We start from the raw sequence: 15,059 nt of genomic DNA, 5'->3' as shown, positions 1-15,059 counted from the left end.
CGCCGATCAGGCCTTCTCCGCCACGTCGGCGCCGTCTTTTCGCCGGATCGACAACCCTGCCGGGATGCCCCGCGAGAACAGGATCGACAGCAGGCTGATCACGATCAGCCCGACGAACGACACGCGGAGTGACGAGAGCTGCGACTCGCGGTAGATGTCGGCGAGTTCGCTCGAGTCCTCGTCGCTGAGGCCGGCCGCTTCCCCGATTCCGGTGACGTCGGCTGCGGGCACCACTGTGACGCCGCGGTCTGTCGCGGCGCTCACCGTCTCGCGCACGTCGTTCGGAAGATCGCTCACGGCGACTCCCGACGCGAACGAGGTCGACAGCGCCCCGATCAGCAGCGACCCGATCAACGCTGTTCCGAGCGATGAGCCGAGATTCTGGAAGACGCCCTGCAGTCCGCCGGCTTCACTCGTGTCCTTCTCGCTCACGCTCGACATGTTGACGTTGCCGAGCTGCGAGGCCAGAAGACCGAGAGCGCTGCCGGCGAGGAACATGCCGACCGCGAACAGGCCGCCGCGGAGGTCCTCGGTCACCGAGCCGAGCAGCAGGACGGCGCTGAGCACGAGGGTCGACTGCCCGGCTCTCACGATGCGGCGAGGCGACCACCGCCGAGACAGAGCGGTGCCGATGATCGAGAAGAGGATCAACGAGACCGAGAGCGGGAAGATCTTGATGCCCGTCTCGAGCGCGTCGAATCCGAGTGTCATCTGCAGGTAGACCGGGACCATGAAGAACAGCCCTGCCGTCACGGCGTACTGGGCGCCGAGTACCGAGAGCCCGCTGCGCAGAGTCGTGATGGAGAACAGGTCCGGCTGCATCAGAGGAGATCGGCCGTCGCGCATCAGCCGTCGCTGCCACCTGATGAAGAGCGTGATCAGAGCGGCGCCGAGCGCGATGCACCAGGTCGTCAGAGAGACTCCGAGGGGTGCGATGGGGATGCCCGCGATCTCCGGCGTGTACAGGGGCAGCACCCACCCCCACGTCTTGCTCTGCAGCATGCCGAAGACGATCAGGACGAGACCGGCAGACGAGAGCAGCACGCTGCCGATGTCGATGCGGATGCTCTGTCGCGGGGTGGAATCGGCGATGATGCGAGCGCACAGCACGACGCCCAGCATGATCACCACCTCGGCGACGAAGACGAACCGCCAGCTCGAGTAGGTGGTCACCGCTCCGCCGATCAACGGACCAGCCGCGACGGCCGCACCCGACACGGCGCCGATGACGGCGAAGGCCGTGACGCGCTCGGCACCTCGGTAGTTGTCGGCGACGAGGGCGGCGATTGCGGGGATCACCAGCACCGCGCCCAGCCCCTCGATGATCGACCACCCGAGGAACAGGAACCCCACGGACGGACTCAGCGCCGTGATGAGGGAGCCTGCGGCATAGACGCACGAACCGATCACGAAGGCGCGGCGTCGACCCCACACATCGCCGAGCTTCGCCCCGAAGAGCATGAACGCCGCCATGGTCAGGGTGTAGAACGTGATCGCCGCCTGCATCGCCGTCACGGAGGTGTCGAGATCGCTCACGACCGTCGATATCGACACGTTCATGACGGTTCCGTCAAGCACCATGACGAACTGCGCGGCGCCGAGCACGATGACGACGTTCCACTTCTTCATGACATCTCCTCGGGCGTGGGTGCGTGTGCAGGTGCGGGCGATACCTCGGGGGCCGCCTCGGACGCGGGACGGCGGTTGCCGCGCATGATCCGCGCCACGGCCGTGATCAGGAACAGCTGTCCGGTGACCGCCTCGGCGACGGCGATTCCCTGCACGGCGGGGCTCACCGGAACGATGTTGCCGTAGCCGGTGGTCGTGAGCGTCGTGTACGAGAAGAACAGCTGGCTCGAGAGGGAATCGACGACCTCCTCACCGAAGGTCGGCGAGATGGTCAGAAGCGCGCCGAGGTTGTAGACGAGAGCGAAGAACATGCCCACCAGGACGTACGCCGAGATCGCGGCGAGCAGAGCCTCGGCATCCAGGCCCCGCCGCGTGACCTGGTGTCTGATGATCGCGACCGGTGCGATGAGGAACGCGACCATCGACGCCGCCGACAGCGCGATGTCGAGTGCGTGTCCCTGCAGGTCGAACACTGCGACCACGATCGCGGCGATGCCCGCCGCCGAGAGCACGATCCAGGCGATGCGCTGCACCCGGGCGTGGGCCTCGGTCACGCGAAGCACGACGGCGACGGTGACCAGTTGCACCACGAACGCCGGCGGGCTCGGGTCGGTCGTGCCCTGAGCGGCGCACAGCCCGTAGGTGAGCACGAGCAGCGCGAGCACGAGCCAATAACCGGACGGCCATCCGGGCACCGGCCTCGCGACGTGTGCCCCGAGAATCGCGGGTTCACGCATCGTGTATCGGGATCCCATGGAGGCGCCTCACACCGGTCCGTGCTCGCTCGGCAGTCGCCCCGATGCCAGAGCCGTCTTCAGAGCCCGGAAGTCGCTGTCGTTCTGATCGGCGTACGCCGCGGCGAAGTCCGCGATCGCCTCCTCGAACATCTCGCTCCGCCCCATGTACCCCGCGATCTGCACCCGGTCTCCCGAGCGGGAATGGGCTCGAGCCAGTGTCTCCCCGCAGATCCGCGCGTACAGGATCGCACCCCGCACGCTCATCGTGTCCGGGTCGATTCCCCCCTTCCCGTCCTGCAGCTGCCGGATGTAGAAGTCGCGGGGCTGCCCGTCGAGACCGACGACGGATTGCCATCCGAGGAAGATGTCGCTGGATGCCTGCATGAGGCGCTGGCCCCGCACGACGCGTTCCGCGTGGTCGTCGAACTCGCTCGGCCCGAGGAAGCGCTCCAGCACAGATGCCTGAGCCTCCTTCGCCTGAAGGAGCAGAGGGTCGTCGTCGTCGCGTCCGCTGAGCAGGAGCACCCAGGCGCGTGTCCCCACGCTTCCGACACCGACGACCTTTCGAGCCATGTGTCGGTACCTGTACTCGGCGATCGGATGCCGTTCGCTGACGAGCGTCGTCCGATACGCGCCCAACACCTGGTGCATCACATCCGCTTCGTCTGCCGCGCGCCCCGCGTCGCGGATGAGATCCTCGACGGGGACGATCAGCGGCGGCGCCGCGACGATGCGCAGGTGGCCGTCGACGACGCGCACCAGCTTCTTGAAAGCCTTCCGATGATCGCGTTTTCGCGCCTTGTCGATCGTCGCGTCCAGCCGGCGCACCTCCTCGTCTCCCACCTGCCGGTCGAGCTGTGCCTGACGGGTCGACAGCCTCGCACTCTCTGCGTCGAGTCGGTCGTACCAGGCGTCGAGCACCCTCGACTTGGCCGCCGCCCTCATCGCGGTGCGATAGCCTTGTGCCGCGGCCACGACGCAGGCGCGCTCCTCGTCAGCGCTGAATCCACGCTGCCTGCTGGCCACCGCGAAGCTCGCCGCGAGTCGTTTCACATCCCACTCGAACGGCCCTGGAAGCGTCTCATCGAAGTCGTTGATATCGAAGATCAGGTGCCGCTCAGGGGAGCTGAACAGTCCGAAGTTCGACAGGTGCGCGTCTCCGCAGAGCTGCGCGATGATGCCGGTGTGCTCGGACGAGGCGAGGTCCGATGCCATGTGCAGGGCCGCCCCCCGATAGAAGGCGAGCGGGGACGCGGCCATGCGCGCGTACCGCACCGGCGTGAGTTCCTGCACCCGTGATCGCCCCTGCTCCTCGAGCAGATAGATGGGATCCGGCCGGTCCGTGGCCGGTGACCATGCTGCGAGCTGCGACCGGGGCATTCGCGATCGAGCGGCGCGTCCTTCATCGCGCCGCTCGGCGAACGGCTTCGCGACCTCCGGGGACCGAGTCATGAGCTGGCTCGGCCAAGGGAGTCGGTGGAGGCGAGGGCAGCCTTCTCACGCGAGATCTCGTCCCGCGCGTCGTCCTCAGCCGCCACGGCATCGATGGCATCGGCATCGGCATCGGCATCGTCATCGTCGGACGACGGACGTTCGACGACCTCCAGGACGAGGACGACGAGCAGCGACGGGGCCAGAGCCCACAGCACGAGTGCGGGGGTGAGCGGCCGTACGAGCAGCACGACCGCCGCACCGGCCACGATGATCGCAGCCCTCAGGAGAGCGCGTCTCGAGTACATCCACGTGCCGACGCGTCCGCTGCTCAGGCCGCGCCGGTCAAGGGTGCCGCGCAGCGAGGCGGCGCCACCGTGGACGACGGCGCGAAGTCGTCGTGGAACGTCGAAGGGGCCGGCGAACCACGCGACCACGGCGGTGACGAGCGCGAGCACGAGCACAGCCACGGCGGTGTCGCGCATGGCGCCGCCGACCAGTTCGTAGATCGCGCCCCCGGCATCCGCGGGGATGCCGTTGCTGCGCAGAGCGGCGTCGAAGAGCACCCTGCCGATGGCGAGACCCGCGAGCACGATCAGCATCACGAGACCGAGGGAGAGCGCTGCGGTGACCAGCGCGACCGAGCGTCGTCGCGCGACGACCACGCCGGCGGCGAGGAACACGATCGCCACCCAGGGCAACCAGAGTCCAGCGGCCACCACCAGCTCGTAGGCGAGCTGGACCGAGGCGAGGGAATCGACCTGCGCGACGGTGATCGTGCGATCGACCGTCGGAATCGACGCCGCGAATCCGACGCCCTGGTCGACGAGCACTTCTTTCGCGGCGTCGATGATCGGCGCCAGCTGAATCCCGATCGTGCCGTCGGACCCGAGTGCGATGGCCGCATCCGGATCGTCCTGCAGCGCGGACACCACCTGCGCGTGGCTGATGCGGAGCGCCGACGCCCAGACGTTCGCGAACGCTTCGGACTCGACGAAGCGCTCGACCAGGGTTCCCACGAGCGATTGCAGACCCTGCGCAGCGGGTCCCTTCAGCAACTCCAGTGCACGAGTCGCCGCGGGGCCGGTGCCGAGGTCGATGATGCCGTCGATCACGTCCGTGGTGAGGGTCGGTATGTCGACCTGTCCCTCGATCGCCTCGACAACCTGATCGGTGACCGCGGACTGCACGTCAGGATCGCTCGCGAGCACGGCGTAGCTCGCGACGAATCGATCGGTGTCGGTGAGCTGCACGTTGCCCCAGGCAGCGACGAGGGCGACGGGTGCGATGAGCGTTCCCAGCACGATGAGGACGGTGGCCGAGAGAGTGCGTCCCCACCCGCGGGATCGGCGGCGCGACCCGACCGGATCGGGTGTCGAGGCGGGGGTTGCCGCCGGGATGCCGCCACGGAGGGCGCTGTTCTCGGCTTCGAGGGCAGCGAGGCGCCGCTGCAGCTCCTGGACCGTGGATCGTGCCATGTGATTCTCCGTCCTCAGACTCTCGCGTTCTGACGCGGGATGTGGACCTGCTTGATGATCAGAAGTATCGCGGCGGTGATCGGGATCGACACCAGTGCGCCGAGCAGACCGAGCAGGGCCCCGCCGATGAGCGCCCCGATGATCACGAGCGACCCTGGCACCGCGATCGCCCTGTTCATGATGCGCGGAGTCAGCAGATATGCCTCGAACTGCATGTAGATCAGATACAGCACCGCGAAGATCAGCGCGAGCAGGGGGTCGCTGAACAGCGCGACGACCGAGGCGAAGATCCAGTACGCGACCGGACCGATGAGCGGTATCAGGGTGATCAGGAAGGCGGCCAGCCCCATGAACGCAGGAGCTGGGAGCCCCAATATCAGATGCAGGAGGGTCGCGAACACCGCATTGCAGGCGGCGAGCACCACCATCCCGATGAGATATCCGCCGATCGAGTCGGTGATCTGCTCCGTGAGCGATCGGAGTCTGGCTCGATCGCGCGCGGGTGCGAGCGAGTAGAACGCGGACTTGATGGGCGACAGCGACGCGAGGAAGTACAGCGTGAGGACGACGACGATGATCACACCGGAGATCGCGTTGCCGACGCCGAAACCCACGGCGAGCACTCCGCCTCCGACGGCGAGCAGGTTGCCGGGATCCGCGAAGAACGCCGCGAGTTGATCGAGTGCGGTTCCGACGACATCTCCGACCTGTGCTTCGAAGGCTGTGTACGCCTCCGAGGTGCGGAAGTCGGCGATGGCCGCGGGGATGGAGCGTGCGAACTCGCCCACCTGCACCAGGGCGGGCGGGAGGATGAACCCGATCACGACGGCGAGGAAGACGAGGAAGCCGCCCGAGACGATCAGCAGTCCGCGCGTTCGCGACACCCGGTGTGCCTCCAGCCAGCGGATCACCGGGTCGAGGCCGAGGGCGACGAAGAGGGCAATCGCGATGTAGATGAGGATCGTGGCGACCGAGCTCGCGGCGACGCCGAGGACGAACGCGCCGAGCCCGCCGAGAACCAGCGCGAAGCCGAACAGCAGGGGGCGCGTCACGGTGATCTGGATGCTGCGTGGTCGCGGCCCGCGTGTGGCGCGCCGAAGCTGAGGGGGTGACTCCTCAGGCACGCTCGCATCGCTCACGGTGCCACTCTCGGGCGCAGGGCGCACGGCCGCGTCACCCTTTCAGGGCGATATACCGCGGGGTCAGATCAGGCCGAGGTCCTGTGCGCGCGCGACGGCCGTGTTGCGGTTGGGCACCGCGAGCTTTCGGTAGATGTGAGCCATGTGGGTCTTGATCGTGTTGGGCGACACATAGCAGCGGGCTGCCAGCTCGGTGTTGGTCATGCGAGTCGGAAGGTAGGTGAGGATCTCGAGCTCGCGGTCGGTCAGTTGCTCGGCCAGTTCGGGCGAGGTCGCGCGGGCGCGGCGGAGCAGGCTCGCCCTCTCCAGCACGGTGGCGCGGAACGGCGTCGAGGTGCCGGGGAGGTCGGCGATCAGGCGCATGACCTCGGGGCCGGCGCGCACGAAGACGGCGACCAGATCATGCCGTGACGCCAGATCGAGGGCCTTGTGCATGGCTTCCGCACCCGCGCCCGTCCCACGCTCGCGGGCATCGAGCCACGAGCGGAGGAGGAGCTGTTCCACACGGGCGCGCGGCATCGACTCGGGCGGCTCCGGGGTGACCACATCGAGGTGGGCACGAGCGAGGTCGGGACGGTTGCGCGTCAGTGCGGCGGCTGTCGCCTCGAAGGTCAGAGGAGACCAGCGTCCTGCGGTCGGATGGCGCAACCCGCCGTTCGGTGCATGCGCGAGGCGGAGTGCGCGAGCCTCTTCGGCCTCGAGCGCCACCGCGACGATCGGAGGCGGGGTCGACGGCAGACGCTCGACCGGGTCCACGGCGTCTCCCTTGCTGAGAACCGTCTCAAGGTGCGCGATCCACATGAGCTGAGTGCGGTGGTTCGCGGCGGCGCGGAGCGCACCCTCGTGCAGGGACACCGCGGCGAAGGACGGCGTGGCTCGCTCGATCGATGCGAGTGCCGCCGCCAGGAAGGCGTCCGCCGGCGACGGATGTGCGAGCAGGCCGGTCTCGGCGGCGAGATCCAGTGCCTCCTCGGAGACCGCCGCGGCACGGCGCAGCCGTCCTGCCCACGCTTCCAGCAGTGCGAGCGAGCCGAGAAGATGGATGCGATACAGGCTGTACTGGCCCCCTGGCGCGGCGAGCGCCTCGTCGAATCGTCGTCGCGCCGCGGTGAGATCGCCCGAGAGGAAGAGCGCTCGGCCCGCCGAGGTCAGCGAACTCGTGCGCAGCAGGTGCGGGTGCGTGAGGCCCAGCAGCTCGGGCGGGTGCAGATCGGGATGCTCGCTGAGCAGTGCCGCAGCCGACTCCGCAGCCTGCAGTGCGATGCGGGGGTCAGACCGGAACTGCGCCCGCGCGGCGAGGAACGTATGAATGACCACCGAACGGCCCGGTGTGAGCGTTGGCCGATCGGCCTGTTCGCGCAGCACGTCCTCGGCTCGGGCCGCGTCTCCGTTCATCATCAGCAGCATCCCGCGGAGGATCTCGACGTCAGGTCGGGTCGCACGGAACTCTGCCGGCAAAGCATCGAGCCACCGACTGACCGACACCGTGTCGTTGCGTTCGAGCACCTCGCGGCCGTGTCCGGAGATGACGGTCGCCGCCCGCTCCCACGATCCGGCCTCGAGGAGGTAGTCGGGCTGAAGGCGCATCACCCCGGGCGAGGTGCCAATCGGCCGCGGCCGTGCAGATCTCGGTCGCCGCTCCGGGGTGCTCGGCCTTCAACCGGTAGCGCAGGAGCTCTCGGAACATCGGGTGAAAGCGGAACCACTCCCGGTTTCGATCGAGGGCGACGAGGAACATCGACTCTCTCTCGAGCTCCTCGAACAGCGAGGTCGCGTCGTCGACGGAGAGGATCGACTCGACGAGTTCCGCGGACATCCGGTCGAGGCCCGACAGGTGCAGCAGCAGCGACCGTCGCTCGGGCGGCTGCTGGGCCAGGGCCTGTTCGCTGAGATACTCGGAGATGAGGCGATCGGTGCCGCGAAGTTCACTCGCGAAGTGCTCCGGATCGTCTTCATTGCGCAGACCGAGACCGGTCAGCACGACACCGGCGGCCCATCCCTCAGTGCGCTCCATCACTGCTGTGAGGGTGCGAGGACTGACTGGAGCGCCGATGATCCGCTCGAGCAGCGTCGCACTCGCGGCCTCATCGAGCGCGAGGTCGCTCTGTCGCAGCTCGATCAGCGAGTGGCTCAGTCGATGGTGACCCCAGCCGAGGCCGTAGTCGATACGTGACGAGAAGATGAGGTGGGTGTGCTCGGGAACATTGTCGGCGAGCCACCAGAGGTCGGGCAGCAGCGGCGATCCGGCGAGATGGTGCAGGTCGTCGAGCACGAGCACGACGGGGGGATGCTCGCGGAAGACGCCGACGAGAGACTCGAGGACAGGACGCCCCAAGGCGCGCGCGTTGACTGCATGAGGCCGTCCGAGGTCTCTCGTCCCGCGGCCGGGGGGCAGCACCGCACTCAGCAGGTGATCGAGCAGGCGGCGTGGATCGCTGTCGGCCGGCTCCAGCCCGATCCAGCTGACGCGCACGTCGGGGTGCGATGCCGCCCATTGCGACACCAGCACGGTCTTGCCGGAACCGGCCGGAGCGACGACCACGCTGAGGGGCGCGTTCAGCGCCGCGTCGAGTCGACTACGCAATCGTGGTCGCTCGACGGCGTGAGCCGGCGGGGGAGGTATGGCTGTCATCGGCGAATCCGGTGTCAGTATGGCAGGGCGCGGCCGCGTCATCCACAGCGACTTCAGATCATCCGCAGAGGATGAGGACGCCCGCGATCCGCGCGTCCATCATGGGACCGTCGCGCTCGCGCGTTCACGCCGCTCGTGCACCCCAGGGAGGCTGCCGTCATGACCCAGGTCTTCGAAGTGCTCGTCCGCGGACGAATGAGCCCCCAGCTCGCACAGGCACTGGATGGCTTCACGGTGCAGCCTCGTCCTGGTGGACTGACGAGCATCCTCGGACCGATCGATGATCAGCCGCGCCTGCTGGGCCTGCTCGGGGCATTCGACGACCTCCACATCGAGGTCATCTCGGTGAATCCGGTCCCTGCATCTGACGCCGGGTCACCCGGGCAGGGTGACGCGGGGGCATCCGCGCCTGGCTAACTTCAGACCTGGTACTCACCACCTCCGATCGAAAGGGATCGCGCATGTCCATCTGGGATCTCGTGGCCTGGTTCTTCTGGTCCTTCGTCTTCATCTCCTACCTCATGGTCGTCTTCACGATCATCGGTGACCTCTTCCGAGACAGCTCTCTGAACGGATGGCTGAAAGCGGTGTGGATCATCTTCCTCGTCTTCCTCCCGTTCCTGACATCACTCGTGTACCTCATCGCCCGAGGGCAGGGGATGGCGCAGCGGCGAGGGGAGCAGATCGCCGGACTGCAGGCGGCTCAGGCCGCCTACATCCGGGAGACCGCAGGGTCTTCGCCTGCGGACGACATCGCGAAGGCTCGCGGACTCCTGGACTCGGGCGTGATCACCCAGGCCGAGTTCGAGACGCTCAAGGCGAAGGTGCTGGCGTCATAGCCGACGAAGGGCTGGAGGCAGGGCATGACCGAACTGACCATCGGCACGATGACGGACGATGCGGACGCAACCGTGCAGCTGGATGCACGTCGCTTCAACAGGCACACGTTCTGGTGCGGGCAGAGCGGCAGTGGCAAGACCTATGCGCTCGGCGTCGTCCTCGAGCAGCTCCTGCTGCGCACCGAGCTGCCGATGCTCATCCTCGATCCGAACGCCGACTTCGTCAGGCTGGCGGAGACGAGAGCGGGCGCGTCGACCGAGCATGCGGCCGCCATCGCGCAGACCGACATCCGCGTGTTCCGGTCGGGCCACGGGGAGGGTGACAGGGTTCATGCCCGGTATGTCGATCTGTCTCCCGCCGCGAAGGCCGCCGTGCTGCAGATCGATCCGATCGCCGACGCCGAAGAGTACAACGCGCTGCTGCACTGGTCGGTGAGCACCACGGACTTCGACGCCGACGAGATGCTCAGGGGGTTCCGCGCGACGGGTGATCCCGCGCATATCAGGCTCGCGAATCGGATGGAGAACCTGCAGGTGCTCGAGTGGGATCTGTGGTCGCGAGGCGCGGGATCTGTCGTCGACGTGGTCGATGAGCGGCCGCGGGTGACCGTCCTGGATCTCGGAGGATTCGATCATCCCGCCGAACCGAAGGTCGCGGCCCTCGCGGTGCTCGAGTCCCTCTGGACGCAGCGAGAGAGCCGTCGCCCCCTTCTCATCGTGATCGACGAGGCGCACAACCTCTGCTCGCCCGAGCCGCGCACCGCCGTCGAGAGGGCTCTCACCGAGAGGCTCGTGCAGATCGCTGCGGAGGGACGCAAGTTCGGACTCTGGCTCCTCCTGTCGACGCAGCGCCCGACCAAGATCCACCCCAACGTGCTCTCGCAGTGCGACAACCTCGGCCTGATGCGCGTGAACGCCCCGCGGGACATCGCCGAGCTGGCCGACGTGTTCGGCTTCGTCGGGGAGGACGACATCCGCCGGGCCCAGGGATTCGCCCAGGGGCAGGCGCTGTTCGCGGGAGGGTTCATCGCCCAGCCGACGTTCGCACAGATGGGCGAACGGCTGACCGAGGAGGCCGGAGCCGACGTGCGGGTGCCGCTGCGCTCGTGACCGAGTGATGCGCGGCTCAGCGCCAGATGGTCGCGATGCCTGCGTTGAGCGCCGTCAGGATGCCGACGAGCCAGAACATCGCGACGGGCACGGAGCCGGACTTGCGCTGCTTCGAGGTGCCGATGCCGAGGAGCGCGCCGATCACCAGGAGCACGACGAGCTTCGTGCCGATCTTGGCGTAGTTCATCTCGACGCCCTCGGGGAGACCCCACGGTGCGGCGAGTGCGAGGCCTGCGATCGCGGCGATCGTCATGCCGATGCTCATCAGACGGGTGAACTCGCGCTTGCCGCCGAAGGCCTGCACCGCCCAGGCGCCGAAGAGCACGGCGAAGCCGATCAGGTGGACGAACAGAACGACGTGACGCAGAGTCTCCATGCCCTCACGCTATGAGCACGCGGGGTGCGCACGCCAGCAAGGGCAGGCTGACCTCAGCCGCGCAGCGCGCGCGTGACGAGCGCGGTGCGCAGCGCGGCATCCGCAGCCTCCGCACCCTTGTCTTCCTTCGATCCCTCGAGTCCGGCACGATCGAGGCCCTGCTTCTCGTCGTCGAGGGTGAGGACGCCGAAGCCGACCGGCTTGCCCGCGTCGAGTGCGACCCTCGTCAGCCCGTCGGTCGTGGCCGCCGAGACGTACTCGAAGTGGGGGGTGCCGCCGCGGATGATCACGCCGAGTGCGATCACCGCGTCCGCGCCGCCGGCGAAGGCGGCCTGCGCCGCGAGCGCGAGTTCGAACGACCCGGGCACGCGCACGAGGCGGTGCGTGGCGCCGGCCTCGTTCAGCACGCGCTCGGCGCCGGCGATCAGGCCGTTCGAGATGGTCTCGTGCCACGTGCCTGCGACGATGACGACATCGAGTCCGCGTCCGTCGATCTTCTCCGTCTGGGGTGCTCCTGCGCCGCTCATGCGTCGTCCTTCTTTCCTTCGGCGAGAGCCTCAGCGAGCTCTGCCTCTCCGATGATGTGACCCATGCGGTCACGCTTGGTCTCGAGGTACTGGTGGTTGTTCGGGCCGACTCCGACGATCAGCGGCACCTGCTCGACCACGTCGAGTCCGAGGCCGCGCAGCTGGTTCACCTTGTCGGTGTTGTTCGTCAGCAGGCGCACCTTCGACACCCCGAGGTCGGCGAGGATGCCGGCGGCGGCCGCATAGTCGCGGGCATCGGCGGGAAGCCCGAGTGCGAGGTTGGCATCGACCGTGTCGAGGCCCTCCTCCTGCAGGCTGTAGGCGCGGAGCTTGTTGATGAGACCGATGCCCCGACCCTCGTGGCCGCGCATGTAGATGACGATGCCGCCGTCCTGCTCGATCGCGTCGAGTGCCGCATCGAGCTGCGGGCCGCACTCGCACTTCAGCGACCCGAAGGCCTCGCCGGTCAAGCACTCCGAGTGCACCCGCACGAGGGCGGTCTCACCCGGTTCGCCCGAGACGACGGCGATGTGGTCGGTGCCGGTGACCCGGTCCTTGTAGGCGAGGAAGCGGAAGGTGCCGTGCGTCGTCGGCACGGTCGCGTCGGCCCTGAGGCTCACTCTGCGGCTGGCGCGTTCGGGAGCCCAGCCGGTGGGGTCGATCTCATTGAGGTGGGCGATGAGCTGCTCGATGGTGATGACGGGCACGCCGTCGCGCTGCCCGAGCTCGAGCAGGCCGGGAAGACGCATCATGCTGCCGTCCTCGGCGACGACCTCGGCGATCGCGCCGACCGGGCGGAGCCCCGCGAGCTTCATCAGATCGACCGCGGCTTCGGTGTGACCGCTGCGCTCGCGCACACCGCCGTCGACCGCCCGCAGGGGCAGGACGTGACCGGGGCGGATGATGCTCGTCGCGGTCGACGCGGGGTTCGCCAGCACGTTCAGCGTGTGCGCGCGGTCGTGTGCGCTGATCCCGGTGGTCACGCCCTCTGCGGCGTCGACGCTCACGGTGTACGCGGTCGAGCGCGCGTCTTCGGAGGCGGCGACCATCGGCTGCAGGTTGAGGTTGTCGGCGAGATCGGTCGGCATCGGCGCGCAGATGAATCCCGACGACCAGCGAACCGTCCAGGCCACCCACTCGGGCGTCGCGAGCTCGGCCGAGAGGATGACGTCGCCCTCGTTCTCGCGGTTCTCGTCGTCCGCGACGAGCACGGGGCGCCCGGCGCGCAGGGCCTTGAGGGCCTCGGGGATGGTGGAAAGGCTCACAGCGAGCCTCCTTCCGGTGCTGCCCGGAACGCCAGAAGGCGTTCGACATGGCGGGCGAGGATGTCGGTCTCGAGGTTCACGCGGTCTCCGACCGTGCGAGAGCCGAGGGTGGTGGCGGCGAGGGTCTCAGGGATCAGCGACACCTCGAACCAGTGCTCGGTCGCACCGGCCTCGCTGACTGCGCTCACGGTGAGCGAGGTGCCGTCGACGGAGATGGATCCCTTGTCTACGACGAGCGGGGCGAGATCGTCGGGCAGTGAGACGCGCAGCACGCTCCACTGCTCTCCCGGTCGCACCTCGACGATGCTGCCGACGCCGTCGACGTGACCCTGCACGATGTGGCCGCCGAGGCGCGCCCCGACCGGCATCGCCTTCTCGATGTTCACCCGGGTGCCGACGGATGCTCCGCCGAGGGCTGCGACGTCGAGGGTCTGCTTCATCACATCCGCGTCGAAGGTGTCGGCGGTCGAGCCGACGACGGTGAGGCACACGCCCGACACTGCGATCGATTCGCCGTGGATCGCGTCCGATGCGGCCTTCGCAGCGCGCACGGTCAGACGCCACCCGTCTCCGGCGGGTGCGATCGCAGTGATCTCGCCGATCTCCTCGATGATTCCGGTGAACATCAGGGGGCTCCTTCTTCCAGATGATTCGCGGGGGAGGCGATCGCGAGAAGATCTGCTCCGAGGGGCAGCCATTCGTCGATCGTCAGACGGCGGGCGGCGTCGATCGAGCCGACGCCGATGTCGGTGAGTGCCAGACGGTCGCCGCCGAGCAGCACCGGGGCGATGTAGGCGAGAACCCGGTCGGCGAGACCTGCGGCGATGAAGGCGCTCGCCAGCGTCGGACCGCCTTCGACGAACACGCTCTGGACTCCGCGGGAGTGCAGGTCTGCGAGAACCGAGTGCAGATCGCGGGTGTCGTAGAAGAGCGGCGTCTGCGGGTGCCGCCGGATCGCGGCATCGTCGGGCGTGGGCCGCGAGCCGATGACGACCGGCACCGGCTGGTTCTCGAACAGCACATCGCCGTCGCGAGCGGTGAGAGAAGGGTCATCGGAGAGCACGGTGCCGGTTCCGACGGCGATCGCATCTGCTGCGGCACGACGCCGATGCACGTCGGCTCGGGCCTGCGGCCCGGTGATCCACTGGCTCGAGCCGTCGGATGCCGCGGCGCGACCGTCGAGCGACTGCGCCCATTTTACGGTGACGTGCGGGCGGCCGAGGCGCTGCGCGGTGAGCCAGCCGTCGATGATCGAGTGCGCGATTCCTGCCTGTTCGCCGGCATCGACGCTCACACCCGCCGAACGCAGGCGATCGGCGCCGCCGCCCGACACGGCACCGGGGTCGTCGAGCGCGTAGACGACCCGCGAGACACCGGCATCGATGAGCGCGAGCGCGCAGGGACCGGTACGCCCGGTGTGATTGCAGGGTTCGAGAGTCACCACGGCCGTCGCGCCGTGCGCGGCTCCCGGTGCGAGCTTCGAGAGGGCGTCGACCTCGGCATGCGGGGTGCCGGCGCCATGGTGCCAGCCTTCGGCGATGATCTCGCCGTCGGGGGAGAGGATGACGGCGCCGACCTGCGGGTTCACTCCGCGAGGGCCGAGCGTCGCGAGCTCGAGCGCACGGGTCATCGCCCGGCGTTCCGCCTCGTTCACTGCCATCCGTGGTCCTCTCTGAGGCTCCGGGGGATCTCCTCGAGGGAGACGTCGGCAGTACGCGCGCGCGGCGGCGCACCGTGCTGCCTCCCTTCCGGACTAGCGAGGCTGGGCCTCGCACCACCGTCGGTCCCGGAATTCCACCGGATCGGCATCTCGGAGAACCGAGACGCTCGCGGACTGTCACCGCCGGTTCGGATTCTCACCGACCCCGGAGCACGTTGATGCTCTGAGTGTACTCA

The 15,059-nt window shown here is 68.3% G+C and carries 15 protein-coding genes; 3 read left to right on the top strand and 12 right to left on the bottom strand.

The features are described 5' to 3' along the window. Positions 1-6: 6 nt before the first annotated feature. The 7 genes from LQZ85_RS06490 to LQZ85_RS06460 form a co-directional block, all read right to left on the bottom strand. Positions 7-1,629: an MFS transporter gene (locus LQZ85_RS06490; protein ID WP_056277862.1), complete on the bottom strand. Its 1,623-nt coding sequence runs from the start codon at positions 1,627-1,629 to the stop codon at positions 7-9. Next, entirely contained in the window at positions 1,626-2,384 is a 759-nt protein-coding gene (locus tag LQZ85_RS06485) for an ion channel (RefSeq protein WP_230100683.1), read from the bottom strand. Before LQZ85_RS06485 ends, LQZ85_RS06490 begins: the two co-directional genes overlap by 4 nt. Positions 2,385-2,393: 9 nt before the next feature. Continuing rightward, complete coding sequence (locus LQZ85_RS06480) at positions 2,394-3,818, bottom strand: DUF2252 domain-containing protein (RefSeq protein WP_230100682.1); 1,425 nt, start codon at positions 3,816-3,818, stop codon at positions 2,394-2,396. Next, the gene (locus tag LQZ85_RS06475; protein ID WP_230100681.1) at positions 3,815-5,275 is read right to left on the bottom strand and encodes a hypothetical protein; all 1,461 of its coding nucleotides are present in this window, start codon (positions 5,273-5,275) and stop codon (positions 3,815-3,817) included. Before LQZ85_RS06475 ends, LQZ85_RS06480 begins: the two co-directional genes overlap by 4 nt. A gap of 14 nt (positions 5,276-5,289) precedes the next feature. Next, entirely contained in the window at positions 5,290-6,414 is a 1,125-nt protein-coding gene (locus LQZ85_RS06470; protein ID WP_230100680.1) for an AI-2E family transporter, read from the bottom strand. A 63-nt stretch (positions 6,415-6,477) separates the two neighbouring features. Then, entirely contained in the window at positions 6,478-6,777 is a 300-nt protein-coding gene (locus tag LQZ85_RS17855; RefSeq protein WP_290368293.1) for a LuxR C-terminal-related transcriptional regulator, read from the bottom strand. A gap of 1,063 nt (positions 6,778-7,840) precedes the next feature. After that, positions 7,841-8,998: an AAA family ATPase gene (locus LQZ85_RS06460; RefSeq protein WP_230100679.1), complete on the bottom strand. Its 1,158-nt coding sequence runs from the start codon at positions 8,996-8,998 to the stop codon at positions 7,841-7,843. 207 nt (positions 8,999-9,205) lie between these two features. Between LQZ85_RS06460 and LQZ85_RS06455 the strand changes: the two genes are divergently transcribed. From LQZ85_RS06455 to LQZ85_RS06445, 3 genes are read left to right on the top strand one after another with little or no spacing between them, the layout of a single operon-like run. Continuing rightward, positions 9,206-9,463 (top strand): hypothetical protein, encoded by a 258-nt coding sequence (locus LQZ85_RS06455; RefSeq protein WP_056277873.1) that lies wholly within the window; start codon positions 9,206-9,208, stop codon positions 9,461-9,463. Between the two features lie 44 nt (positions 9,464-9,507). After that, on the top strand, positions 9,508-9,885 hold the full coding sequence (locus tag LQZ85_RS06450) for an SHOCT domain-containing protein (protein ID WP_230100678.1): 378 nt from the start codon (positions 9,508-9,510) through the stop codon (positions 9,883-9,885). 24 nt (positions 9,886-9,909) lie between these two features. Beyond that, positions 9,910-10,995 (top strand): ATP-binding protein, encoded by a 1,086-nt coding sequence (locus LQZ85_RS06445; RefSeq protein ID WP_056277877.1) that lies wholly within the window; start codon positions 9,910-9,912, stop codon positions 10,993-10,995. 16 nt (positions 10,996-11,011) lie between these two features. On the opposite strand, the gene LQZ85_RS06440 is transcribed toward LQZ85_RS06445, so the two are convergent. The 5 genes from LQZ85_RS06440 to ribD are packed head-to-tail and all read right to left on the bottom strand — an operon-like array spanning position 11,012 to position 14,823. Then, a complete protein-coding gene (locus tag LQZ85_RS06440; RefSeq protein WP_056277880.1) occupies positions 11,012-11,371 on the bottom strand; it encodes a hypothetical protein in 360 nt (119 codons plus the stop codon). A 53-nt stretch (positions 11,372-11,424) separates the two neighbouring features. Further along, the gene (gene ribH / locus LQZ85_RS06435; protein ID WP_056277883.1) at positions 11,425-11,898 is read right to left on the bottom strand and encodes a 6,7-dimethyl-8-ribityllumazine synthase; all 474 of its coding nucleotides are present in this window, start codon (positions 11,896-11,898) and stop codon (positions 11,425-11,427) included. Further along, positions 11,895-13,163 (bottom strand): bifunctional 3,4-dihydroxy-2-butanone-4-phosphate synthase/GTP cyclohydrolase II, encoded by a 1,269-nt coding sequence (locus LQZ85_RS06430; RefSeq protein WP_056277886.1) that lies wholly within the window; start codon positions 13,161-13,163, stop codon positions 11,895-11,897. Before LQZ85_RS06430 ends, ribH begins: the two co-directional genes overlap by 4 nt. Further along, entirely contained in the window at positions 13,160-13,789 is a 630-nt protein-coding gene (locus tag LQZ85_RS06425) for a riboflavin synthase (protein WP_056277889.1), read from the bottom strand. Before LQZ85_RS06425 ends, LQZ85_RS06430 begins: the two co-directional genes overlap by 4 nt. Continuing rightward, positions 13,789-14,823, bottom strand: coding sequence for a bifunctional diaminohydroxyphosphoribosylaminopyrimidine deaminase/5-amino-6-(5-phosphoribosylamino)uracil reductase RibD (gene ribD, locus LQZ85_RS06420; protein ID WP_056277892.1), 1,035 nt, complete (start codon positions 14,821-14,823; stop codon positions 13,789-13,791). Before ribD ends, LQZ85_RS06425 begins: the two co-directional genes overlap by 1 nt. Positions 14,824-15,059: the final 236 nt, after the last annotated feature.

Origin of the sequence: Microbacterium sp. Bi98, assembly GCF_918698045.1 — a bacterium.
GTDB lineage: Bacteria > Actinomycetota > Actinomycetes > Actinomycetales > Microbacteriaceae > Microbacterium.
This window is presented reverse-complemented; position numbering and strand designations above follow the sequence as displayed.

Bases quoted from the DNA above. Each gene is read 5' to 3' on its own strand.
- LQZ85_RS06440 (WP_056277880.1), bottom strand. From the start codon at position 11,371: ATGGAGACTCTGCGTCACGTCGTTCTGTTCGTCCACCTGATCGGCTTC.
- LQZ85_RS06425 (WP_056277889.1), bottom strand. From the start codon at position 13,789: ATGTTCACCGGAATCATCGAGGAGATCGGCGAGATCACTGCGATCGCA.
- LQZ85_RS06450 (WP_230100678.1), top strand. From the start codon at position 9,508: ATGTCCATCTGGGATCTCGTGGCCTGGTTCTTCTGGTCCTTCGTCTTC.
- LQZ85_RS17855 (WP_290368293.1), bottom strand. From the start codon at position 6,777: ATGCGCCTGATCGCCGACCTCCCCGGCACCTCGACGCCGTTCCGCGCC.
- LQZ85_RS06490 (WP_056277862.1), bottom strand. From the start codon at position 1,629: ATGAAGAAGTGGAACGTCGTCATCGTGCTCGGCGCCGCGCAGTTCGTC.
- LQZ85_RS06480 (WP_230100682.1), bottom strand. From the start codon at position 3,818: ATGACTCGGTCCCCGGAGGTCGCGAAGCCGTTCGCCGAGCGGCGCGAT.
- ribH (WP_056277883.1), bottom strand. From the start codon at position 11,898: ATGAGCGGCGCAGGAGCACCCCAGACGGAGAAGATCGACGGACGCGGA.
- ribD (WP_056277892.1), bottom strand. From the start codon at position 14,823: ATGGCAGTGAACGAGGCGGAACGCCGGGCGATGACCCGTGCGCTCGAG.
- LQZ85_RS06475 (WP_230100681.1), bottom strand. From the start codon at position 5,275: ATGGCACGATCCACGGTCCAGGAGCTGCAGCGGCGCCTCGCTGCCCTC.
- LQZ85_RS06485 (WP_230100683.1), bottom strand. From the start codon at position 2,384: ATGGGATCCCGATACACGATGCGTGAACCCGCGATTCTCGGGGCACAC.
- LQZ85_RS06445 (WP_056277877.1), top strand. From the start codon at position 9,910: ATGACCGAACTGACCATCGGCACGATGACGGACGATGCGGACGCAACC.
- LQZ85_RS06455 (WP_056277873.1), top strand. From the start codon at position 9,206: ATGACCCAGGTCTTCGAAGTGCTCGTCCGCGGACGAATGAGCCCCCAG.